The 22253-nt window shown below is 70.6% G+C and carries 19 protein-coding genes; 10 read left to right on the top strand and 9 right to left on the bottom strand.

What is annotated here, in order from left to right; all coding sequences use genetic code 11:
* Window positions 1-139: 139 nt before the first annotated feature.
* Both KIK05_RS06165 and KIK05_RS06160 read right to left on the bottom strand, forming a co-directional pair.
* On the bottom strand, window positions 140-1204 hold the full coding sequence (locus KIK05_RS06165) for a 3-isopropylmalate dehydrogenase (protein ID WP_214409573.1): 1065 nt from the start codon (window positions 1202-1204) through the stop codon (window positions 140-142).
* Between the two features lie 70 nt (window positions 1205-1274).
* Complete coding sequence (locus KIK05_RS06160) at window positions 1275-2207, bottom strand: ROK family protein (RefSeq protein WP_372455572.1); 933 nt, start codon at window positions 2205-2207, stop codon at window positions 1275-1277.
* Between the two features lie 428 nt (window positions 2208-2635).
* On the opposite strand from KIK05_RS06160, the gene KIK05_RS06155 reads away from it, so the two are divergent.
* From KIK05_RS06155 to KIK05_RS06130, 6 genes are all read left to right on the top strand, one after another.
* Window positions 2636-3718, top strand: coding sequence for a sugar ABC transporter substrate-binding protein (locus KIK05_RS06155; RefSeq protein ID WP_214409571.1), 1083 nt, complete (start codon window positions 2636-2638; stop codon window positions 3716-3718).
* Complete coding sequence (locus tag KIK05_RS06150; protein WP_214409570.1) at window positions 3719-4438, top strand: ATP-binding cassette domain-containing protein; 720 nt, start codon at window positions 3719-3721, stop codon at window positions 4436-4438.
* Window positions 4435-5640 (top strand): sugar ABC transporter permease, encoded by a 1206-nt coding sequence (locus KIK05_RS06145; RefSeq protein WP_214409569.1) that lies wholly within the window; start codon window positions 4435-4437, stop codon window positions 5638-5640. Before KIK05_RS06150 ends, KIK05_RS06145 begins: the two co-directional genes overlap by 4 nt.
* Window positions 5637-6527 carry an ROK family protein gene (locus tag KIK05_RS06140; RefSeq protein ID WP_214409568.1) on the top strand — a complete coding sequence of 297 codons (891 nt, stop codon included), beginning with the start codon at window positions 5637-5639 and terminating at the stop codon, window positions 6525-6527. Before KIK05_RS06145 ends, KIK05_RS06140 begins: the two co-directional genes overlap by 4 nt.
* 122 nt (window positions 6528-6649) lie before the next feature.
* A complete protein-coding gene (locus tag KIK05_RS06135; RefSeq protein WP_214409567.1) occupies window positions 6650-6886 on the top strand; it encodes a ribbon-helix-helix protein, CopG family in 237 nt (78 codons plus the stop codon).
* A complete protein-coding gene (locus tag KIK05_RS06130) occupies window positions 6876-7196 on the top strand; it encodes a type II toxin-antitoxin system PemK/MazF family toxin (protein ID WP_214409566.1) in 321 nt (106 codons plus the stop codon). The genes KIK05_RS06135 and KIK05_RS06130 overlap by 11 nt, the downstream gene beginning before the upstream one ends.
* 623 nt (window positions 7197-7819) lie before the next feature.
* On the opposite strand, the gene serA is transcribed toward KIK05_RS06130, so the two are convergent.
* Entirely contained in the window at window positions 7820-9409 is a 1590-nt protein-coding gene (serA, locus tag KIK05_RS06125) for a phosphoglycerate dehydrogenase (protein WP_214409565.1), read from the bottom strand.
* A gap of 209 nt (window positions 9410-9618) precedes the next feature.
* Between serA and KIK05_RS06120 the strand changes: the two genes are divergently transcribed.
* Window positions 9619-10518: an RAD23 family protein gene (locus tag KIK05_RS06120; protein WP_214409564.1), complete on the top strand. Its 900-nt coding sequence runs from the start codon at window positions 9619-9621 to the stop codon at window positions 10516-10518.
* Between the two features lie 333 nt (window positions 10519-10851).
* The gene (locus tag KIK05_RS06115; protein WP_214409563.1) at window positions 10852-12225 is read left to right on the top strand and encodes an MFS transporter; all 1374 of its coding nucleotides are present in this window, start codon (window positions 10852-10854) and stop codon (window positions 12223-12225) included.
* Here the strand turns inward: KIK05_RS06115 and KIK05_RS06110 are convergent.
* Genes KIK05_RS06110 through KIK05_RS06100 form a run of 3 tightly spaced genes read right to left on the bottom strand, consistent with a single transcriptional unit; the run spans window position 12200 to window position 16118 of the window.
* Window positions 12200-14872, bottom strand: a complete 2673-nt coding sequence (locus KIK05_RS06110; RefSeq protein WP_214409562.1) for an ABC transporter permease — start codon at window positions 14870-14872, stop codon at window positions 12200-12202. The two genes, KIK05_RS06115 and KIK05_RS06110, sit on opposite strands and share 26 nt — an antisense overlap.
* Window positions 14869-15603, bottom strand: a complete 735-nt coding sequence (locus KIK05_RS06105; RefSeq protein ID WP_214409561.1) for an ABC transporter ATP-binding protein — start codon at window positions 15601-15603, stop codon at window positions 14869-14871. The genes KIK05_RS06110 and KIK05_RS06105 overlap by 4 nt, the downstream gene beginning before the upstream one ends.
* Window positions 15600-16118, bottom strand: coding sequence for a PadR family transcriptional regulator (locus KIK05_RS06100; RefSeq protein WP_214409560.1), 519 nt, complete (start codon window positions 16116-16118; stop codon window positions 15600-15602). The genes KIK05_RS06105 and KIK05_RS06100 overlap by 4 nt, the downstream gene beginning before the upstream one ends.
* A gap of 89 nt (window positions 16119-16207) precedes the next feature.
* Between KIK05_RS06100 and KIK05_RS06095 the strand changes: the two genes are divergently transcribed.
* Together KIK05_RS06095 and dacB are read left to right on the top strand one after the other, a co-directional pair.
* A complete protein-coding gene (locus KIK05_RS06095) occupies window positions 16208-16747 on the top strand; it encodes an FHA domain-containing protein (RefSeq protein ID WP_214409559.1) in 540 nt (179 codons plus the stop codon).
* Window positions 16748-16920: 173 nt separating this feature from the next.
* Window positions 16921-18492, top strand: coding sequence for a D-alanyl-D-alanine carboxypeptidase/D-alanyl-D-alanine endopeptidase (gene dacB, locus KIK05_RS06090; protein WP_214409558.1), 1572 nt, complete (start codon window positions 16921-16923; stop codon window positions 18490-18492).
* 106 nt (window positions 18493-18598) lie between these two features.
* On the opposite strand, the gene ilvC is transcribed toward dacB, so the two are convergent.
* The 3 genes from ilvC to KIK05_RS06075 are packed head-to-tail and all read right to left on the bottom strand — an operon-like array spanning window position 18599 to window position 22013.
* Entirely contained in the window at window positions 18599-19585 is a 987-nt protein-coding gene (gene ilvC / locus KIK05_RS06085) for a ketol-acid reductoisomerase (protein WP_214409795.1), read from the bottom strand.
* Window positions 19586-19645: 60 nt separating this feature from the next.
* The gene (gene ilvN, locus KIK05_RS06080; protein WP_214409557.1) at window positions 19646-20170 is read right to left on the bottom strand and encodes an acetolactate synthase small subunit; all 525 of its coding nucleotides are present in this window, start codon (window positions 20168-20170) and stop codon (window positions 19646-19648) included.
* 46 nt (window positions 20171-20216) lie between these two features.
* A complete protein-coding gene (locus KIK05_RS06075; RefSeq protein ID WP_308249793.1) occupies window positions 20217-22013 on the bottom strand; it encodes an acetolactate synthase large subunit in 1797 nt (598 codons plus the stop codon).
* Window positions 22014-22253: the final 240 nt, after the last annotated feature.

Genomic DNA, 22253 nt, shown 5'->3' with positions numbered 1-22253 from the left:
ACATACGGGAGTGTGGCGTCGTGGTGCCCCCGCGGCCGTCCCCGCCTGTGTGCCCCGTCCCGGGCCTGGAATACGCGAAAACGCGCACGGCGGCCCGCAGCGGGGCCACCATGCGCGTCGGTCGGCGTCGGGCAGCCCCTCAGCCGGCTACTCGAGCGGCGATGTCGTCGCCGGCTTCGAGGGTGGTGCGAGCCGCCCAGGCGGTCTGGCGCTCGACGAGGTCGTCGGCGACGGCCTGCTCGACGCGGGCCGCCTCACTCGTGAGGCCGAGGTGGTCGAGCAGCATGGCGACCGACAGGATCGTGGCCGTCGGGTCGGCCTTGCCCTGGCCCGCGATGTCGGGGGCGCTGCCGTGGACGGGCTCGAACATGCTGGGCGCCCAGGACGACGACCCCGGACGCGAGGGGTTGATGTTGCCGCTGGCGGCCAGGCCGATGCCGCCCGCGACGGCCGCGCCGAGGTCGGTGAGGATGTCACCGAAGAGGTTGTCGGTGACGACCACGTCGAACCGCTGGGGCTGGGTGACGAAGAACATCGAGGCCGCGTCGACGTGGCAGTAGTCGGTGGTGACCTCGGGGTACTCGGCGGAGACGCGCTCGACGACGCGCGCCCACAGGTCGCCGGCATAGGTGAGCACGTTGGTCTTGTGGACCAGGGTGAGCTTCTTGCGGGGGCGGGCCATGGCCTTGTCGAAGGCGTAGCGGACGACGCGCTCGACGCCGTACGCCGTGTTGAGGCTCTCCTGGGTGGCGATCTCGTGGGAGGTGCCGCGGCGCATGGCGCCGCCGGTGCCGGCGTACAGCCCCTCGGTGCCCTCGCGGACGACGATCATGTCGATGTCCTCGGGGCGGGCGCTCGCCAGCGGGGTCTCAACGCCGGGGAAGAGCTTGACCGGGCGCAGGTTGACGTAGTGGTCGAGCTCGAAGCGGAGCTTGAGCAGCAGGTCGCGCTCGAGCACGCCGGGCGGCACGCTGGGGTCGCCGATGGCGCCGAGCAGGATCGCGTCGTACCCGCGCAGCTCCGCGAGGGTCTCGTCGGCGAGGATCTCACCGGTGGCGTGGTAGCGGCGCGCGCCGAGGTCGTAGGTGGTGCTCTCCACCTTCAGGCCGACCGCGTCGAGGACCTTCAGGCCCTCGGCGACCACTTCGCTGCCGATGCCGTCTCCCGGGATGACGGCGAGACGGATGTTGTGAGAATCCCGCATGCACGTACCTTACCGTTCCGTCTCGGTGCTCGAACACGACATCTCACCAGTCGGGACATATCTGTGAGCGTCACGCGGGCGGCGCCTGGGCGACGGCGCGCTCGAAGACCAGGTCACGGGCCGTGGCGAGGCCCACGGCCATCGCGCCGAGCAGCACGGCGTCGCTGCCGAGAGTGGAGGTCTTGATCATCGGCACGCGCAGGGCGACCAGGTCGCGGAGGCACTCGGTGACGGGCCCGATGAGCAGGTCGCCCGCCTGGACGCCGATGCCGCCGCCCAGCACGACCAGCTCGGGGTCGAGCACGGCGATGACGCCGGCGAGGGCGTGGGCGATGTGGTCGGCCTCGGCGGCCACGACCTTGGCGGCCACGTCGTCCCCGTCGCGGGCGGCGTCGAAGACCTCCTTGGCGCTGCTCACGCCGCGCATGCCGAGCCGGCCGGCGAGCGCGACGACGCCGTCGGCGGAGGCCACCGACTCCAGCATGCCCCGGCCCCGATTGACGAGCGGGTCGCCCTCGCCCACCGGCATGTAGGAGATCTCGCCGGCCGCGCCCTGGGCGCCGCGGTACAGCTTGCCGTCGATGACCACGCCCATGCCGATGCCCGTGCCGATCCACACCAGGGCGAAGTGGTCGATGCCCTGGCCGAGGCCGTAGGCGCCCTCGCCGACGGCGGCGAGGTCGACGTCGTTCTCGACGAAGTACGGCGCGTCGGCGGCGACGCCGGCCAGCAGTTCGACGGCCCCGGGCCGCTCCCAGCCGGGGAGGTTGGGGGCGAGCTGCAGGGAGCTGGTCTCCTTGTCGTGGATGCCGGGAGTGCCGTAGACGGTCAGGGTGATGTCGCCGACCGTCACCCCGGCCTCCTCGGCCAGCCCGCGGGCCAGCCCGCCGAGCCACGCGACCAGCTCGTCGGGCGTCTCGCCGCCCCGGCGGTGCTCGTCTCTGCGGGCGGCGATGTCGCCGACGAGGTCGGTGAGCGCCAGCCGTACGAACTCCCGGCCCACGTCGACGGCGAGCACCCAGCCGGCCTGGGGACGGATCTCGTACAGCAGCGCGGCACGCCCGGCGTTGCCGGTGCGCAGGCCGACCGGGCGCACGAGACGGGCGCGTTCGAGGTCGGCCAGGGCCATGGAAATGGTCGGTTTGGACAGTCCCGTCGCCTGGGCCAGCTCGGGCCGCGAGACCTTCCCCAGCCGGAAGATCTCGGCGAAGACCGCCCGCTCGTTCATGACGCGCAGCACCGCTGTCGTGCTGGCCGTACCGCCGATGCTCACCACACCCCCAGATTGGCACACCGTACACGGTGCTTTCCTGCCTCGCTCCGCTCGGCGGCCCGGGGCGGCGGCGGGCAACTTCGTTAGAGACCTTGCCAAATAGGGACGCCCCGGTTCAGCATGCTGCCAAGTACCTCCACGACCTCCGAGAGGCGAGCATGCGGGCGAAATGGTTCGCGATCCCCTTTGCCATAGCCGTCCTGGCCACCGGTTGCGGTGGCTCCAACGGCACGAGCACCACGACGAAGAGCAGCGGTGGCGGGAAGACGATCGCCCTCCTGCTGCCCGAGACCAAGACCACCCGGTACGAGGCCTTCGACCGGCCGCTGTTCGAGGCCAAGCTCAAGGCCCTGTGCGCCGACTGCAAACTGCTCTATTCCAACGCCGACCAGGACGCCGTCAAGCAACAGCAGCAGATCGAGGCGGCCCTCACCCAGGGCGCCGACGTGCTCGTGCTCGACGCGGTGGACGCCGCCGCCGTGGCGCCGCTGGTCAACCAGGCCAAGCAGAAGAAGATCCCCGTCATCGCCTACGACCGGCTGATCTCCGGCATCGGCTACGACTACTTCGTCTCGTTCAACAACGTCCGGGTCGGCGAGATGCAGGGCCAGGCGCTGCTGGACGCGCTGAACGCCAAGGGCACCACGTCCAAGGGCCAGGTCGTGATGCTCAACGGCTCGCCCACCGACCCCAGCTCCGCCGACTACAAGAAGGGCGCCCACAACGTCCTCGACGGCAAGGTCAAGATCGGCCGGGAGTTCGACACCCCCGACTGGAGCCCCGACAAGGCACAGCAGGAGATGGAGCAGGCCGTCACCGCGCTCGGCCGCGAGAACATCGTCGGCGTGCTGTCGGCCAACGACGGCATGGCGAGCGGCGCGATCGCCGCGATGAAGCGCGCCGGCTACGCCCCCCTCCTGCCGATCACCGGGCAGGACGCCGAGCTCGCCGCCGTGCAGCGCATCCTCACCGGAGAGCAGTACATGACCATCTACCTCGACATCAGGAGCGAGGCGGAGAAGTCGGCCGAACTCGCCGTCGCGGTGAGCAAGGGCGACAAGCCCGCGGCGCCGACCACGGTGAACAACGGCACCGCCGCCATCCCGTCCTTCCTCCTCGACCCCATCGCGGTCACCAAGGACAAGGTCAAGGACACCATCGTGAAGGACGGCTTCTACAAGGCGGCCGACATCTGCAAGGGCGAGGCCGCGGCCGCGTGCGCCAAGGCGGGCATCAGCTAGATGATCCGCGCGAAGGACATCTCCAAGCGGTACGGCGCGGTCCAGGCCCTCGAAGGCGTGAGCCTGGACCTGCGTCCCGGCGAGGTCGTGGCCCTGGTCGGCGACAACGGCGCCGGCAAGTCGACCCTCATCAAGACCATCGCGGGCGCCGTCTCCCCCGACAGCGGGGAGATCACCGTCGACGACCGTCCCGTCCGGATCGGCAACCCGCACGACGCGCAGGCCCTCGGCATCTCGACCGTCTACCAGGACCTCGCCCTGTGCGAGAACCTCGACGTCGTCGCGAACCTGTTCCTCGGCTCCGAACGGCGCCGCTGGTCGGTGCTGGACCACATCAGGATGGAACGGGCGACCCGCGACCTGCTCGGCCAGCTCGACGTGCGCATCCGCGACATCCGCGTGCCGGTCGCCATGCTCTCGGGCGGCCAGCGGCAGTCGGTCGCCATCGCCCGGGCCCTGATCGGCGAGCCCCGGCTCGTCATCCTCGACGAGCCCACCGCCGCCCTCGGCGTCGAGCAGACGGCCCAGGTCCTCGACCTGATCCGGCGGCTGCGCGAGCGAGGGCTGGCCGTCCTGCTCATCTCCCACAACCTGGCCGACGTGCGGGCCGTCAGCGACCGGGTCGTCGTCCTGCGCCTCGGCCGCAACGCGGGCGAGTTCCGCACCGCCGAGGCCTCCCAGGAGTCGATCGTGGCCGCCATCACCGGAGCCGCCGCATGAGCGCCACCGCCGTGAACCGTCCCGCTGATCCCGTCCGCAAGCCGTACAGCCCCAGGGAGGCCGTCGAACGGCTGCGGCGCGGCGACCTCGGCGCCTGGCCCGTGGTCGGCGGCCTGATCGCGATCGCGATCGTGTTCGGGTCGCTCAACGAGCACTTCCTGTCGCCGGAGAACCTCACCAACCTGGCCCTGCAGATGGCGGCGACCGGCACCATCTCGCTCGGCATCATCATGGTGCTGCTCCTCGGCGAGATCGACCTGGCCGCCGGATCGGTCAGCGGCCTGTGCGCCGTCGTGATGACCATCCTCAACGTGCGGCACGGCTGGAACCCTCTGCTCTCCGTACTGGTCGCGGTGGCGGCGGGCGCGGCGATCGGGCTGCTGCACGGCCTGCTGTTCACGCGGGTGCGCATGCCGTCGTTCGTGGTGACGCTGGCCGGGCTGATCGGCTGGCAGGGGTTGCTGCTGTACCTGCTGGGCCAGGGCGGCACGATCAACCTTCCCTTCGACGGCTTCGTCGCCAAGCTCAGCGACACCTGGCTCCCGCCCTGGCTCGCCTGGGCGATCGTGGTGCTGCTGGTGGCCGCGTACGGCGGCTCGCTGCTGCTCGGCCGCACGCTGCGGCTGGCGGCGGACCTGCCGGTGACCCCGCTCTACTGGCCGGTGGTCAAGACGGCGGGCCTGGCGATCGTGCTGGCGGGCGCCGTGGCCGTCCTGCAGGCCGACCGGGGAGTGCCGCTGCTGCTCGTCGTCTTCGGCACCCTGGTCGTGGTCTTCGACCTCGTGCTGCGTCACACCGCGTTCGGACGCTGGATGTACGCCGTGGGCGGCAACGCCGAGGCGGCCCGGCGCGCGGGCATCGGGGTGACGCGCATCCGGGTGCTGGCCTTCGTGCTGTCCTCCAGCCTGGCCGCGTTCGGCGGCATCCTCGCCGCCAGCCGCCTGTCGGCGGTGAACCAGAGCTCGGGCGGCAGCGACATGCTGCTCATGGCCATCGCGGCGGCGGTCATCGGCGGGACGTCCCTGTTCGGCGGGCGCGGGCGGACGTACGCCGCGCTGCTCGGCATCCTGGTGATCCAGTCGATCACCAACGGGATGCTCCTGCTGAACGTCGACTCCTCGGTCCGCTTCATGGTGACCGCGGCCGTCCTCGCCCTCGCCGTGGCGATCGACTCCCTGGCCCGTCGTGGAAGCGCCTCGTGACCCGGATCGTGCTCGGCATCGACTTCGGCGGCACCAAGGTCGCCCTCGCCACGGCGGCGGCCGACAGCGTCGACCGGCCGCTGCGCAAGCTGCGGCTGCCCACCCGGGGCGGCGAAGGGGCCCAGCAGGTCCTGAGACGGTCACTGGACGCCGCGCGCGACCTCACGGGTTCTCCGGGAACGCTCCAGGCCGTCGGGGTCTCCACGTTCGGCGTGGTGCGGGGCGAGACGGTGCGGCTGGCGCCGACGGTGCCGGGCTGGGAGGGGCTGGAACTGCCCCGGCTGCTGCGGGAGGAGTTCGGTGACACGCCGGTCGCCATCGACAACGACGTCAACGCGGCCGCCGCCGCCGAACTGCGCTGGGGCGCCCTGCGCGGGGTCGGCACCGGGCTCTACCTGAACCTCGGCACGGGCCTCGCTGCGGCGCTCGTGGCGGACGGCAAGGTGGTGCCCGGCGCCCACGGGGCGGCGGGCGAGATCGGCTACCTGCTGGCCAAGGCGGGGGAACCGGCCTTCGCCGACGGGCACGCGCCGCTGGAGGAGGTCGTCTCCGGGCACGCCCTGGCCCAGCGCGGGTCGGCCCTGCTGGGCAGGCCGGTCAGCGCCGCCGCCCTTTTCGAGGAGGACCGCGACCCCGAGGTCCGGGCTCTGCTGGACGACGCGGTGGAGACCCTGGCCATGGCGGTGGCGAACGTGTGCGTCGTCCTGGACCCGCAGTGCGTGGTGATCGGCGGCGGGCTCATGGGCGCGTCCGGGCACATCCTGCCCCGCCTGACGGCCGAGATCCGCCGCGCCGTCCCGTTCCCGCCCGAGATCACCGCCGCGAGATTCGTCGACGACGCCCCCCTGTACGGCGCCCTGGCCCTGTCCCTGACCGCGAAGAACTGACCCACCGCTCCCGGCGCCCCCACCGGGAGCGGCGCCGGTCCCGCAACCGTTGCGGACCTATGCCGGCCAACGGTCGGACTTCGCTTCGAGGCCCGTAAGACGAAACGCGTTACACTCGTCACATGGAGAAGAAGACCGTCACTGTTCGTGTGGACGAGAAGACACGCAAGGAACTGGAACAGGTCGCCGAGGAGCTTGGCGAGTCTCCTTCGGAAGTAATTCGCAAGGCCATCCACCTGGCCTGGTTCACCACCATGCAGGAGCGGATGCGCCGAGAGTCCCAGGAGATCGCGAACGATCCCGAGGAACGCGAGGAGGCTGCCAAGATCCGGGAGTGGGCGCGATACCTTGCTTCGTAAGGGCTCGATCTTCCTGGTCACGCTTCCCGCGAACTCTCGTGATCACCTGCAGCAAGGTCGTCGATATGCTGTCGTCGTGACCGCGACCAGCTTCATCGGCTCAGTCGTGACGGTCGCGCCCACCTCCACGTCGGCGCGCGCGAGTCTGACGCGACCAGAGGCGGAGATCGAAGGTCGTAAGTGCAGAATCCTTCTGGAACAGATGCTCGCGGTCGACATCACCAAGCTGACGCAGTGGATCGGGATCCTGGACGACCAGGAGATGGACGCGCTCGACGACGCCCTGAGGCTCTACCACGGCCTGCTTTGACGCGGCTGCTCGGCCGGCGATCGCCTCAAGACGGAACGATCGCCCGCCGACGGAACCGTCAGCGGGTCGGTTCGCCGCCGTTGTCGCGTAGGTCCAGGGCGGCCTGGACGGGGTTCGGGGTGTCGTCCTCGTGGTGGTGCTCTTCGGCCGGGCGGTTCCAGGGGTACATGTCATACATGGCAGGTCTCATTCGCTGAGAGCGTGCACGCGGCGCACGCGATGGGACGGGGAACGCGGATTCCGGTCGCGAATCCGGACCGGGGTCTGCCCCGGGTCCGGGTCACGGACCGGGACGGGTCTGAGGGCCGACGTACGCCACTCACCGCGGCGGGTCGTCGGCCTGCCCTGATCAGGCCCCGCCGCGGCAGGTAATGAGTACGAGAACCTGGCGCGTCATCACCATTCACGTTACCTGCCGGTAGCACCCCTGTCTTGTAGGACGACCTAATATCTCACATCGTGAGACGAGAAAGGCCCATCGCCGGTACGCGATGGGCCTTTCTCGATCTATGTGTACTTGTCGGCTCACCAGGTGAGACGCCTTCGATCGCCGCGCCCGTGCTCATGGCCTCGCTACGCTCGGCGGCGAGGGGCGCCCCTTTAGGCGGCGGTCTTCGCGCGGGTCAGTCGCCGAGGTCGACGGCGCGGCCGCCCTCGGCGCCGATCTCCTGGACGATCTGGTCGAGGACCTCGGCGGGGATGGCGGAGTCGACGGTGAGCGCGATGAGGGCCTTGCCGCCCTTGGCGTCGCGGGCCACCTGCATCGAGGCGATGTTCACCTGGCGCTCGCCGAGGATCTTGCCCACGATGCCGACGATGCCGGGCCGGTCGGCGTAGGTCAGGAACGCCAGGTGGTCGGTCGGCTCGATCTCCATCTGGAAGCCGTTGACCTCGACGATCTTGGTGATCTGGCGCGGGCCGGACAGCGTGCCGGACACCGACACCGTACGGCCGTCGGCGAGCACGCCCCGGACGGTGACGACGTTGCGCCAGTCGGGGCTCTCGTCGCTGGTGACCAGCTCGACCGTGACGCCGCGGTCCTTGGCCAGGAGCGGGGCGTTGACGTACGTCACCGAGTCCTCGACGACGTCGGTGAACACGCCCTTGAGGGCGGCGAGCTCCAGCACGCGGACGTCCTGGGAGGCGATCTCGCCGCGGATCTCGACGTCGAGGCGGGTGGCCACCTCGCCCGCGAGGGCGGTGAAGACCCGGCCGAGCTTCTCGGCGAGCGGCAGGCCCGGCTTGACGTCCTCGGCGACGGCGCCGCCCTGGACGTTCACGGCGTCCGGCACGAACTCACCGGCGAGCGCCAGCTTGACGCTGCGCGCCACCTGGGTGCCGGCCTTCTCCTGCGCCTCGTGGGTGGAGGCGCCGAGGTGCGGGGTGACGACGACGTTGTCGAGCTCGAACAGCGGGCTGTCGGTGCAGGGCTCCTTGGAGAACACGTCGATGCCGGCGCCCGCGACCCTGCCCTCCTTCAGCGCGGAGTAGAGGGCGTTCTCGTCGACGATGCCGCCACGGGCGACGTTGACGATGCGGACCGACGGCTTGACGGTGTGCAGCTCCTTGTCACCGATGAGCCCGATGGTCTCCTTGGACTTCGGCAGGTGCACCGTGATGAAGTCGGCCTGCTTGAGCAGCTCCTCGAGGCTGACCAGGCGGACGCCCATCTGCGCGGCGCGGGCCGGCTGCAGGTAGGGGTCGTAGGCGATCAGCTCGACGCCGAACGGGGCGAGGCGCTGCGCGACCAGTTGCCCGATGCGGCCGAGTCCGAGGATGCCGACGACCTTCTCGTCGAGCTCGACACCGGTGTACTTCGAGCGCTTCCACTCCCCGCCCTTCAGCGCGGCGTGGCCCTGGGCGACGTTGCGGGCGCTGGCCAGGATCAGGGCGACCGTGTGCTCGGCGGCGCTGGTGATGTTGGAGGTCGGCGCGTTGACGACCATGACACCGGCCTTGGTGGCGGCTTCGACGTCGACGTTGTCCAGGCCGACCCCGGCTCGCGCGACGACGCGTAGGCGGGGCGCGTGGGACAGCGCCTCGGCATCCACCTGGGTGGCACTGCGCACGATGAGCGCGTCCACCTCGGCGAGAGCGGGCAGGAACTGCGCGCGGTCGGCGCCGTCGGTGTGACGGACCTCGAAGTCCGCCCCGAGCACGGCGAGACCGGCTTCGGAGAGCTCCTCTGCGACCAGGACGACGGGCTTGTTCACTGGTGGGTCCTTTGGGAAGTGCGGATGCACGGACAAGGTTCGAGTCTATCCGTGCTTGTGAAAGCACTCACGAGCGTCCGGCATGCGAGACGGAGGCGGCCTACCCACCTGGGGCTCATTCCACGCGTAGACCGCCATCTTGGTATTGATTGCAACATTTCTTGACGATTAGGCTCACTGGCTGTGTCCCACTACCTATCGTTTGTCGTATGAGCATCGGGAACCCCGCTCTCGGAGCAGTGCTCGCGCAGCACGGCAGCCCGCACCGTCTTCTGGCGGCACTGGCCGAGTGGGGCATCCTGGTGGCCGTGCGACCGGACCGCTCCGTCGTGCTCGGCACGACGCAGACCGGTGAACGCGTGCTCCTTGGTTACACCGGCCAGGACACCTACGCGCGGCACCGTGGCAACCACTCCCTGTCGGCCTGCGACGCCGACACCATCCTCGACATCCAGCGCGTCACCGGTGTGCGGGAGATCGTCATAGACGCGGCTGGGCCGGCTGCGGCCGCCATTCCGATCGAGGACCTCCAGCGTTACCTCGCCGCCACCCGGAGCGGCCCCACGCAGGCGCCCGCCCTGTCGAGCGCACTGCCCACGGCCTACGCCACCGGGGCCATGGCGACCGTCTCGCGCCAGCCCTCGGCGCCGAGCACGCCGGCCTTCGGGCGGAACGAGACGCTGACCGCCCCCGTGCCGAGCAGCGCCGAGGCGCCGCCGCGACCGTGGATCCCCGCGCCGAGGCCCCACCTCTCGGGCCCCATGCAACAGGTGGATCCCGGCTACAAGCGCTGCGAGCATCCGATTCTCCCCGCGCTGCGCGTGGCGATCTCCGAGCTGCTCCGCGACTTCCCGCTGGTGCACCACGTGTGGATCTCCGAGGCCCGCACGGTCTCCGGGTCCACCGGCATCATGCTGCACGTCAAGGTGCACATGCGGGCCGCCGAGGACATCGTGCGCGACCTGCACCGCCTGGTGCGGGCCCGGCTGCCGCAGCTCGCGGCGAGCGGCGCTCCGGTGCTCATGGCGCGGGTGGCGGACGCCCACACCGAACGCCGCATGATCGAGCTGGGCGCGCACGTCGTGTGCGCGGACGTCTCCGACTGCTGATCCCGGCTCACCCGTCGGGAAAGCGGATTCCGGGAAGCACGTGCCCCGGACGGCGTGAGCCGCCGGGGCACGAAGGGTCGTCACGCACGCCGGCGCGCCCGCTCGCGGCCGCTGTGAAGCACCGGCCCGAGGTCCGCTCACGCCCTCGGCGAACCTGCACGCGGCCGCTGTGAAGCACCGGCCCGGAAAGCCCGCTCACGCACGCCGGCGCGCCCGCTGGCGAACGGCGTGGGCCGCCGATGGGGTGGCGCTCGCCGCCCCATCACTTCAGTGCCTGATCACAGGTTGGCTGATTCACTGGCGGCCAAGCGCTTGCTGGACTGTAATGACGCCATGATCCCTGAGAGCACGGCGGCGTCCGGCCGGACCGTCCCGCGAAGCGTGCGCCTCGGCTACGGAGTGGGCTCGTTCTGCGCGGCGACGTTCAACACCGTCCCCGGCCTGCTGCTGTTGTTCTACATGACCAACATCCTCGCGGTGCCCGCGTGGCTGGCCGGCGTGGTGGTGTTCGCGCCCAAAGCATGGGATCTCGTCCTCAACCCGCTGGTCGGCCAGTGGTCGGACCGCACGGTCTCCCGCTGGGGACCCCGCCGCCCCTGGCTGCTCGCCGGCGCCGCCATCCTGCCCGTCGCCTACGCGCTGACCTTCGTCGGCCCGCCGCTGACCGGCACGCCCGCCGCCCTGTTCGTCGGGCTCTTCTTCCTCGTCGCCGCGACCGGTTTCGCGCTGTACGAGGTGCCGTACAAGGCGATGCCCGCCGAGATGACCGACGACTACCACGAACGGACCTCGCTGCTCCAGTGGCGCATGATCTTCGTGGCGATGGCGGTGGCGCTGAGCGGGATCCTCGCCCCCGCCATGGCGGCCCACTCCCTCGAGGGCTACCGCCTGATGGGCTTCGTCTTCGCGGCCATCCTGCTCGCGGCCATGCTCGGCACGTTCTGGGGTACGGCCCGCGCGCCGCTCACGGGCGTCACCGAGCCGGAGGCGAGCCTGCGGACACAACTGGCCTCCGCCCGGAACAGCCGTCCGTTCATGTGGTTGCTCGGCCTGTCCAGCGCGCAGACCCTCGCCGCGGGCGCGATGCTCGCCGGGGCCCCGTACTTCGCCGCCTACACCCTGGGCGACCCCGGCGCGACCAGCACACTGTTCGCCGCGCTGGTGGGGCCCCTGCTGGTCACGATGCCCCTGTGGGTGTGGCTGGCCCGCAAGATGGACAAGCGCGGCGCCATGATCCTGTCGGGCGTGCTCTTCCTCGGCGGCGCGCTGCTGGCGGCGCTGACGCCGTTCCTCGGCGCGCTGTACGCCCATCTGATGGTCGTGGTGGTCGGCATCGGCTACGCCGGGCTCCAGCTCCTGCAGTTCTCCATGCTGGCCGACGTGATCGCCTACGAGTCCGCCCTGAGCGGCAGGCGCCGCGGCGGGGTGTTCACCGGCCTGTGGACGGCCGCCGAGAACGCGGTGAGCGCGCTCGGCGCGCTGATCGTCGGGGCGGTGCTCGGCATCGGAGGGTTCCTCTCCTCCGACCCCGAGCACCCGGTCACCCAGCCGGGCAGCGCCCTGACCGCGGTGGTCGTGGCCGAGACGGTCATCCCGGCCGCGATCATCCTGCTCGGCATCCTCATGACCCTGAAGTACGACCTGACCGCCGAGCGCCTGGCCGAGGTCGTACCGCCCCAGGTCACGTCATCCGACGCGCCAGCGTGATCCTCGTCCGCGCGAACAGGGCGGCCACCAGCCCCGCCACCAGCGGGAACACCACGACGAGCAGCACCACGGTCGCCCAGGGAACGACGAGCACCGGCGTGGAAACCCCCTCAGGTGTCCATGGGCCCGGTACACGCTGCGACGACGCGAGGGCCTCGGAGGCGCCGGGGACGAACCCGGCGACGATCCCCGTCGCCACGCCGATCCCGGCGATGAACCACGCCTGGCCGAAAGTCACCAGCCGCCGCACCCCAGGTGCCGCGCCGACCGCTCCGAGGGTCGACATGTCGGGCCTGGCGTCGGCCACGGCCAGCCCGGTGGCGGCGAACGTGCCGCCGAGGGCGAGCAGGATCGCCCCCACGGTGACGAACAGCTCCACGAGCGGATAGACGCTGCGGTACCCCCGCTCCACCTGGACACCGACGTCGGGAGCCATCGTCTGGAGCGCGTCGGCGACCCGCTCCTCCTCGGCCGGCGTCACCGTGTGGCGTTCCGGGTCCACGACGAGGCGGTACAGCTGGGGCTTCAACCCCAGATCGGTGGCGAGCCGCATCGGCAGCAGAGCGCCGACGGTGTCGGGCCGCGCCGGGCTCGTCTCGATCGCGGGAACGTCCACCACGCGGTCCTTGGCCTCGTTGCCGGTGATGGTGAGCGTCGCTCTGCCCCCCGTCACCACGTCCGGAAGGAAGACCACCGCCTTGCCTGCCGCCAGCGCCGCCGCGGCCGCGGAGTCATCGCGACCGGTCAGGTAACGCAGAAGGTCGGGCCCTCCCATCTGTATGTCGTTGAGAACGCCGGTCCACATCTCCCGCTCACAGGAGTCGGAATGCGGTTTCTGACGGCATGTCGCCGATCGCATCTGGACGCTGTACCTGTCGCCCCCGGGATAGGCCGGCCGGTACACCTCCGTCAGCGGCACGCCCGGAAGCTCCGGCTGGACGACCCCCCGCAGCCGGGCCGCCTGATTCTGGTCCAGAGCACGAGACGCGTCGACGGTGAGCGCTCCGTACGCCTCCGACGGCCGATAGCCGGCCGCCGCTCGCGCGTCCCCGCTGTGCCAGATGATCAGCATCATCATCAGGGCGGCCACCGTCGCGCTCACGGCGGCGACGGCGGGTGCGGTACGGCCCCGGTTGCGAGTGGCGTCCCGAGCGGCCAGCCGGAAGGGCAGCGGCAGCCGGGCGACGAGGCCCCCGGCGACTCCTATCAGCCACGGGGTCAGGAGGACGACCCCCAGCATCTCCAGCAGCAGTCCGCCGGTCAGAGCGACGTTGGTGTCCAGGCGCCAGCGCAACGGAGGGCCGGCCCAGCGCCGGATCGTGATCAGGGCGATCCCGAGGACGAGCAGCGCGAGACCGGCGAGCGGCCACCCCCGCCGCGGCTTCGGCTCGCCACGCAGCCCGGCCAGGGCGCGTACCAGATCGGTGCGACCGGCCTGCAGGGCCGGTACGACCGCCGCCAGCACCGCGCTCAGCAACCCGAGGCACGCGACGGCGGCGACCTCCGGGACCGGCACGTCGTACGGGCCGGCCACCGAGCCGTTGTAGGCCTCCACCGGCGGGACGGCCGCCCAGGCGGCGGCGAGGCCCCCCACCACACCGAGGACCACCGCGCAACCGCCCAGCACCAGGCCGTCCGCGAGGACGATCGAGCGCAGGTGGCGTGCGGAGGCGCCCTGCGCGCCGATCAGCGCCAGTTCGCGCCGGCGCCGCCGCAGCCCCACGGCGAACGCCGGGCCGGCGAGCAGGACGACCTCCAGGACGATCATCGTGACGAGAAGGCCGCTGACGACGAGCTGGTCACTCGGCTTCCTCCACACGTAGTTGTCAAGCCTGGAGTGCGGATAGGGCTGCCCGGAGATGATGCTCCGTGACCGCATTACCACCCCCTGGGCGTTCAGCCGATCGAGATCGGCCCAGGTGAGAGGCGCCGGGGTGTCGACGAGCCACTGGGTGGCCGTCCGGTCCGCCCGTTCGTCGGGAAGGGCGATCACCAGGTCACGGTTGAGGCGGTTCAGGTCGTCGGCCACGCCCACCACGCGGTAGGCCACGGGGGACGGGGAGAGCGACAGCGTCGCGCCGACGCCGACTCCGTGCCGGGCGAGCCATCCCGACACGAGCACCTCGTCAGGGGTCTTCGGGAGACGGCCCCGCCTGAGGTAGATCATGCCTCGCGTCAGGGGGTCGCGCACGTCCAGCTCCGTCACCGGCGTGGGGTTGAGCCACTTGCCGGAGTAGGAGCGGGAGCCGGTCCATATGGGGATGGCCCGGCTGCCCGGGGGCAGCAGACGCACGATCTCGGCGGTGCTCCACGGCGTCCCTGCCAAGGGAGGAGCTTTGTGCTTCGTTTCCCAATTGATCCCCCCGGGGTCCTGCCCGACGGCTCGCCTCGGACCGGAAGGGACGATGAGGCGGGCGTCGGCGGTGCCGAGCTCGCGGCTCAGGGATTCGGCCGGAGTGAGGTCGAACGTGTTGATCAGCGTGACCAGGGCCGTGATGACCAGCACCGGGAGGCCGATCATGACGAGCACCAGGGCGCTCCTGCCCTTGGCGCGCCAGGCGTCGCGGCGGGAGATGCGCAGGGCGGCACGGAAGGCGCTGAGCCCGCCGCCTGCGCGCCCCGCCGCCCGGGAGCTCGGCCGGCTCATTCTCCGGCCTCGCGGATCCGGCCGCTCGCGGCCGCCACCGGCCCGCCGCCCGTGCTGTCGACGATCTCGCCGTCGCGCAGGAAGACGACCCGGTCGGCCCAGGCGGCCAGGCGGGGCTCGTGGGTCACCAGCAGCACCGCCGCCCCCGCGTCGCAGCGGGCGCGGAGCAACGCCAGGACGTCCTCGCCGGTCGCGGAGTCGAGGGCGCCGGTCGGCTCGTCGGCCAGCAGCAGGCGCCGCTCCCCCACCAGCGCGCGGGCGATGGCCACCCGCTGCCGCTGCCCGCCGGAGATCTCGTCCGGGAAGCGGTCGGCGATCTCGCCCATCCCCACCTCTCCCAGGGCGGCCACGGCCTCACGCCGCGCCTCCCGGGTCCGTACGCCGTCGAGCTCGCGCGGCAGCATGACGTTCTCGGCGGCGGTCAGGGACGGGATCAGGTTGAGGTCCTGGAAGACGTAGCCGACGTGCCGGCGGCGGCTCGCCGCGAGTCGCCCGGCCGGCAGGGTGGCGAGGTCGACGCCCTCGACGGCGACCGTCCCGGAGGTGGGCCGGTCGAGTCCGCCCGCGAGGTTGAGCAGAGTGGACTTGCCCGACCCGGAGGGCCCCATCACCGCGACCAGCTCTCCGGCCGCGACCTCCAGGCTCACCTCCCGGAGGGCGGGTACGGCCTGCGGGCCCGCGCCGTGGACGCGGCTCACGGCGGCTAACCGGAGGACCGGTTCAGTCGTCATTTCGTGGTCTCCTGGGAAGTGGCGATGACGGCCTCGCAGTGGTCGAGCCAGCGCTGCTCGGCCTCGGCCTGGAAGATCATGGAATCGAGCACGAGCCGCTGGGCGGCCCCCGTCTCGGCGCGCTTGGCGCGGGTGAGCTCCTGCAGAGTGCGCATGGTGGCGGTGCGCTGGGTCTGGACGACCTGGCGGACGTCGACCCCGGGGGCGGTGACGGCCATGGCGAGCTTGATCACCAGCTCGTCGCGGGGCCGGTCGGCCTGCGCGATGGGGGTGCCGAACCACCGCTCCAGCTCCGACCGGCCCTTGCCGGTGATGGCGTACACCACGCGGCCCTGGTCGTCCTGCTCCCCGGGGTCCACCAGCCCGTCGCGCTCCATCCGGGAGAGCGTCGTGTAGACCTGGCCGATGTTGAGGGGCCAGGTCGCCCCCGTCGACGTCTCGAACTCCGCGCGCAACTGGTAGCCGTACCTCGGCCCCTGCGTCAGCAGGGCGAGCAGGCCGTGTCGGATCGACATGGATACCGAGTATGCATACCGAGTATGCCCGACGCAACAGATCCCGCATATTCTGGACACCCAGCCGTTGCCAGCCCGATACTCAGGACATGAGCTCGACGCACCCGCCTGTGCGCGCCTCCGACGGGGACCGTGATCGCGCGATCAACGAGCTCCGCGATCATGCCGTCGAAGGGCAGATCTCACACGACACCTTCCTCGGCCGCGTCGACCGGGCGCTGCGTGCCCGCAGTCGTTTCGAGCTGAACGACCTCGTCTCCGACCTGCCTCCACGTGGCAGGTGGCGTCGCCGGCTCACCGAGGCGGTCTCGTCGATCTCCGATCTGACCACGCGCCTGGAGAGCGCCTGGCGGCGTCCCCGGCTCCCCCGGCTCGCCCTCCCGGACGACAGCCGCACGCGGTACGTCGTCGGGCGGGGCTCCGACTGCGACCTGGTGCTGACCGATCTCACCGTGTCACGGGTGCACGCCGAGCTGCGCCGCGAGAGCGAGGCCTGGCTCCTGGTCGACCTCGGCTCCCTCAACGGCACCCGCCTCAACGGCTGGCGCCTCGTCGGTCCGGCACGCGTACGGGCGGGCGACGAGATCTCCTTCGGCGAGTGCGCCTTCCTGCTCGCCACCCCGCAGTAGACGTACGCTCTCCCCACACAGCCGACGCCGCGCCCCCGGCCCGTGGGCGTGCGCGTGTCCGGCCACGGCAAAAACGGGCGAAATACGAAGATTTCCGTATTGCCGTCCGGCCGAGGGTTCTCGATGATCGCGACATGATCCGGGCCACACACCTCTGGAGGAACCCCGTGCGGATGCCCCGACGACCGGCCGGACTGCTGACGGCGGCGTTGCTGACCCTATCCCTGACCTGGGCATCGGGCGCGGCCGTCGCCCCGGCGAACGCCGACGACCCGGCCCCCGGCGTCACCGACCTGGTCAAGGACATCGACCAGGTCCTCAACGCCTCCAACCTCACCGTGGCCCGCGCCGGCGTGGTGATCAAGAACGCCGCCACCGGCGAGCAGCTCTACGCGCAGGACCCGGGCAAGGTGTTCATCCCGGCCTCGAACACCAAGCTGCTGACCTCGGCCGCCGCGGTGGACACCCTGGGCCTCGACTACCGCTTCACCACGAGCGTGCTGAACTCCGGGCGCCGCCTCGGCTCGACCCTCGCCGGAGACCTCTACCTCAAGGGCACCGGCGACCCCACCATGCTCGCCGCCGACTACGACGGGCTGGCCGCCAAGGTCGCCGAGTCGGGCGTCAAGCTGGTCACGGGCAAGCTGATCGCCGACGACACCTGGTTCGACGACGCGCGGCTCGGCACCGACTGGGCGTGGGACGACGAGTCGTACTACTACGCCGCCCAGATCTCCGCGCTCACCGCCTCACCGGACACCGACTACGACGCCGGCTCGGTGATCGTGTCGGTCTCCCCCGGCGACGCCCCCGGCGCACCGGCCAAGGTGACCACCACCCCGGAGACCGACTACCTGCAGATCGAGAACCACGCCACCACCGGCAGCGAGACCGACGTCCTGGTCGAGCGCGTGCACGCCACCAACAAGGTCGTCATCACCGGCACGGTCGCCGGCAAGTACGACGAGTGGGTCGCCGTGTGGGACCCGACGGCGTACGCCGCCTCCCTGTTCAGGAAGGCACTGGCCAAGCACGGCGTGCGGGTCCTCGGCCCGACGGGCCGGGGCGCGGCCCCCGAGGCGGCCAAGAGCGTCACCGAGCACCAGTCGATGCCGCTCGGGCAGCTGCTCGTGCCGTTCCTGAAGCTCAGCAACAACATGCACGCCGAGATCCTCACCAAGGCGATGGGCCGCAAGGTCTCCGGCAAGGGCACCTGGGACGCCGGCCTGGCCGTCACCCGGGCCTTCGCCAACAAGAACGGCATGAAGAACCTGCGGCTGCGTGACGGCTCCGGCCTGTCCCGGCTCGACGGCTTCACCCCCGGCGAGCTGACGGCGTATCTGATCACCATGAAGTCCAAGCCGTGGTTCCAGACCTGGTACGACGCGCTGCCGATCGCGGGCAACGCCGACCGCATGACGGGCGGCACCCTGCGCAGTCGCATGGCGGGCACCCCGGCGGCGAACAACGTGCACGCCAAGACCGGCTCGCTGACCAGCGCGACCAGCCTGTCGGGCTACGTCACCAGCGCGGACGGCGAGCCGCTGGTGTTCTCGATCATGACCAACGGATACCTGACCGGCAACCCGAAGACCAGTGTGGAGGACGCCATCGCGGTACGGCTGGCGAAGTTCAGCCGCAACGCCCCGGCGGACGTCACCGCGCCGCAGCTGAGGACCGCCTCCCCGCAGACGGGCGAGGACACCGGCCTCGAATGCTCCTGGCTCAAGCCCGTCCAGTGCTGATCACAGCCCATAAAGCGGGTAGACCCACCCTCTAACGACAAACCGGCTCCGTCCCACGCTAAACGGGACGGAGCCGGTTTGTCTTCTACAAAGCCGTGCGAAAGGCTTACTTCTCCTTGAGCCAGCTCATCATCGGGCGGAGCTTGGCGCCGGTCTTCTCGATCGGGTGCTCGGCCAGCTCCTCGCGGTACTTGCGGAAGTTGCTCTGGCCGCCGTCGAACTCGTCGACCAGCTCACGGGCGAACGCGCCGGACTGGATCTCGCCGAGGATGCGCTGCATCTCCTTCTTGGTCTCCGGGGTCACCACGCGCGGGCCGCGGGAGTAGCCGCCGTACTCGGCGGTGTCGGAGACCGACCAGTACATCTTGGAGATGCCGCCCTCGTACATGAGGTCGACGATGAGCTTCATCTCGTGGAGGCACTCGAAGTAGGCGACCTCGGGCTGGTAGCCCGCCTCGACCAGGGTCTCGAAACCGGTCTTGATCAGCTCGGACACGCCGCCGCACAGCACGGCCTGCTCGCCGAACAGGTCGGTCTCGGTCTCCTCGGTGAAGGTGGTCTTCAGGGCGCCGGCGCGGGTGCCGCCGATCGCCTTGGCGTACGACAGCACGAGCGGCCAGGCGTTGCCGGTGGCGTCACGCTCGACGGCGACCAGACACGGGACGCCGCGGCCGGCGGTGAACTGGCGGCGGACCAGGTGGCCCGGGCCCTTCGGCGCCACCATGGCGACGTCGACGCCCTCGGGCGCCTCGATCAGGCCGTAGCGGATGTTGAGGCCGTGCCCGAAGAACAGCGCGTCGCCCTCGACGAGGTTCGGTGCGACGTGCTCGGCGTACAGGTGACGCTGGATGTGGTCGGGCGCGAGGATCATGATCAGGTCGGCCTCTTCGGCCGCCTCGCTCGGGGTGACGACGCGCAGGCCGTCGTTCTCGGCCTTCTCGCGGCTCTTGGAGCCCTCGGGAAGACCGACACGGACGTCCACGCCGGAGTCGCGCAGCGACAGCGCGTGGGCGTGGCCCTGGCTGCCGTACCCAAGCACGGCCACGTGCCGGCCCTGGATGACCGACAGGTCGGCGTCGTCGTCGTAGAAGATCTCAGTCACTGGGTTTGCCTTTCGTGGTTTCGTACGGCTCGCACCCGCACGCCTTGCGGCTTACGCGCTGCGGTCCAGGGCCCGGAGCGAGCGGTCGGTGATGGAACGGGCACCGCGGCCGATGGCCACCATGCCGGACTGGACGAGCTCCTTGATACCGAACGGCTCCAGCACCCTGATGAAGGCGTCGAGCTTGTCCGGCGTGCCGGTGACCTCGATGGTCACCGCGTCCGTGGCGACGTCCACGCACCGGGCGCGGAACAGCTGCACGAGCTCCAGCACGTTGGACCGGGTCTCGGCGTCGGCCTTGACCTTGATGAGGGTCAGCTCCCGCTGCACGGACTGGGCGGGATCGAGCTCAACGATCTTGATCACGTTCACGAGCTTGTTGAGCTGCTTGGTGACCTGCTCCAGCGGGAGCTCGGCGACGTTGACGACGATGGTCATCCGCGAGATGTCGTCGTGCTCCGTCGGCCCGACCGCCAGCGAGTCGATGTTGAAACCGCGCCTGCTGAACAGCGCGGCGACGCGGGCGAGCACGCCCGGCTTGTTCTCGACGAGAACCGACAGCGTGTGGCGGCTCATGCCTTCCCTCCTGCGAAACCCGTGCCGACGGCGGACTGAGTGAGGCTCACTGCTCCTCCTCGTTGTCCCACACGGGCGCCATGTCCCGAGCGATCTTGATCTCGTCGTTGCCGGTTCCGGCGGCCACCATGGGCCAGACCATGGCGTCCTTGTGGACGACGAAGTCGATCACCACGGGGACGTCGTTGACCTCCATGGCCTTGCGGATGGTCGCGTCGACGTCCTCGGGGCGCTCGCACCGCAGGCCGACACAACCGTACGCCTCCGCCAGCTTCACGAAGTCGGGAATCCGGCGGACGGTCTGCAGGTCGGTGTTGGAGTAGCGCTGCTCATAGAACAGCGTCTGCCACTGCCGGACCATGCCGAGGTTGCCGTTGTTGATGACGGCCACCTTGATCGGCACCCCTTCGAGGGCGCAGGTGGCGAGCTCCTGGTTGGTCATCTGGAAGCAGCCGTCGCCGTCGATGGCCCAGACGGTGGCGTCGGGCCGGCCCATCTTGGCGCCCATCGCCGCCGGGACCGCGAAGCCCATCGTGCCCGCGCCACCGGAGTTGATGAACGTGCCGGGGTTCTCGTACTTGACGAACTGCGCGGCCCACATCTGGTGCTGCCCGACGCCGGCCAGGTAGAAGGCGTCGGGACCGACGATCTCGCTGAGGCGCTCGATGACGTACTGCGGGGCCAGGGAGCCGTCCTCGAAAGCGTCGTACCCGAGCGGGTAGGTCTCCTTGTAGCCGTTGAGCACCTTCCACCAGGCGGTGTGGTCGCCCACCCGGCCCTCGGCGTGCTCGTGCTTCACCGCCGCGATGAGCTCGGTGAGGACCTCGCGGCAGTCGCCCACGATCGGGACGTCGGCGTGGCGGTTCTTGGAGATCTCGGCCGGGTCGATGTCGGCGTGGATGACCTTGGCGTGCGGCGCGAAAGTGTCGAGCCGGCCGGTGACACGGTCGTCGAACCGGGTGCCGAGCGCGATGAGCAGGTCACTGCGCTGCAGCGCGCCGACGGCGGCGACGGTGCCGTGCATGCCGGGCATGCCGAGGTGCTGGGGGTGGCTGTCGGGGAAGGTGCCCCTGGCCATCAGCGTCGTGGTCACCGGGATGCCGGTGAGCTCGGCCAGCTCGGCCAGCTCGGCCGACGCGCGCGCCTTGTGGACGCCGCCGCCGACGTAGAGCACCGGGCGCTTGGACTCCACCAGGAGACGCGCGGCCTCCCTGATCTGCTTGGAGTGCGGCCGGGTGACCGGGCGGTAGCCCGGCAGGCGCATGACCGGCGGCCAGGAGAACGCCGTGGTCGCCTGCAGGGCGTCCTTGGAGATGTCGACCAGCACGGGACCGGGACGACCCGTGGAGGCGATGTGGAACGCCTCGGCGATGATGCGGGGGATGTCGTCGGCGTCGGTCACCAGGAAGTTGTGCTTGGTGATCGGCATGGTGATGCCGCAGATGTCGGCTTCCTGGAAGGCGTCGGTGCCGATGAGCGGCGACACGACCTGGCCGGTGATCGCGACGATCGGCACCGAGTCCATGTAGGCGTCGGCGATGGCGGTCACGAGGTTGGTGGCGCCGGGGCCGCTGGTGGCCATGCACACCCCGACCTTGCCGGTCGCCTGCGCGTACCCCTCGGCGGCGTGGCCGGCCCCCTGCTCGTGCCGTACGAGCACGTGCCGGACCTTGGTCGAGTCGTAGAGGGGATCGTAGGCGGGCAGGATGGCACCGCCGGGGATCCCGAACACCGTGTCGACCCCGACGTGCTCCAGCGCCCTCACAAGGGCCTGTGCACCTGTCATCTCTTCGGTCATCGGCTCGTTTCCTTGGTGGCTGAGCTGGGTGTGGCCATAAAAAATGCCCCGCTCGCCGGAGAGGCGATGCTGGGGCTGCGCGCAGGCTGGGGACTCTTCGTCAGCGACCTGCGCGCCGGCGAAGTACTACGCCCTCAGGCAGAGCCCGCATGAGCCCTGCAATCGAGTCCCCAGTGATACGCATGCCGCAACGATAGCCCCTGACACATCTGAGGTGTCAAATCCCCGGACACAAGTCTCACGATATGGGATGCCGGGCCGTGCCCGCGACCGGGGGCACGGGAC

Source organism: Sphaerisporangium fuscum (assembly GCF_018531465.1).
Taxonomy (GTDB): domain Bacteria; phylum Actinomycetota; class Actinomycetes; order Streptosporangiales; family Streptosporangiaceae; genus Sphaerisporangium; species Sphaerisporangium fuscum.
The sequence above is the reverse complement of the archived record's forward strand: the minus strand, read 5'-3'. Positions and strand labels throughout refer to the sequence as shown.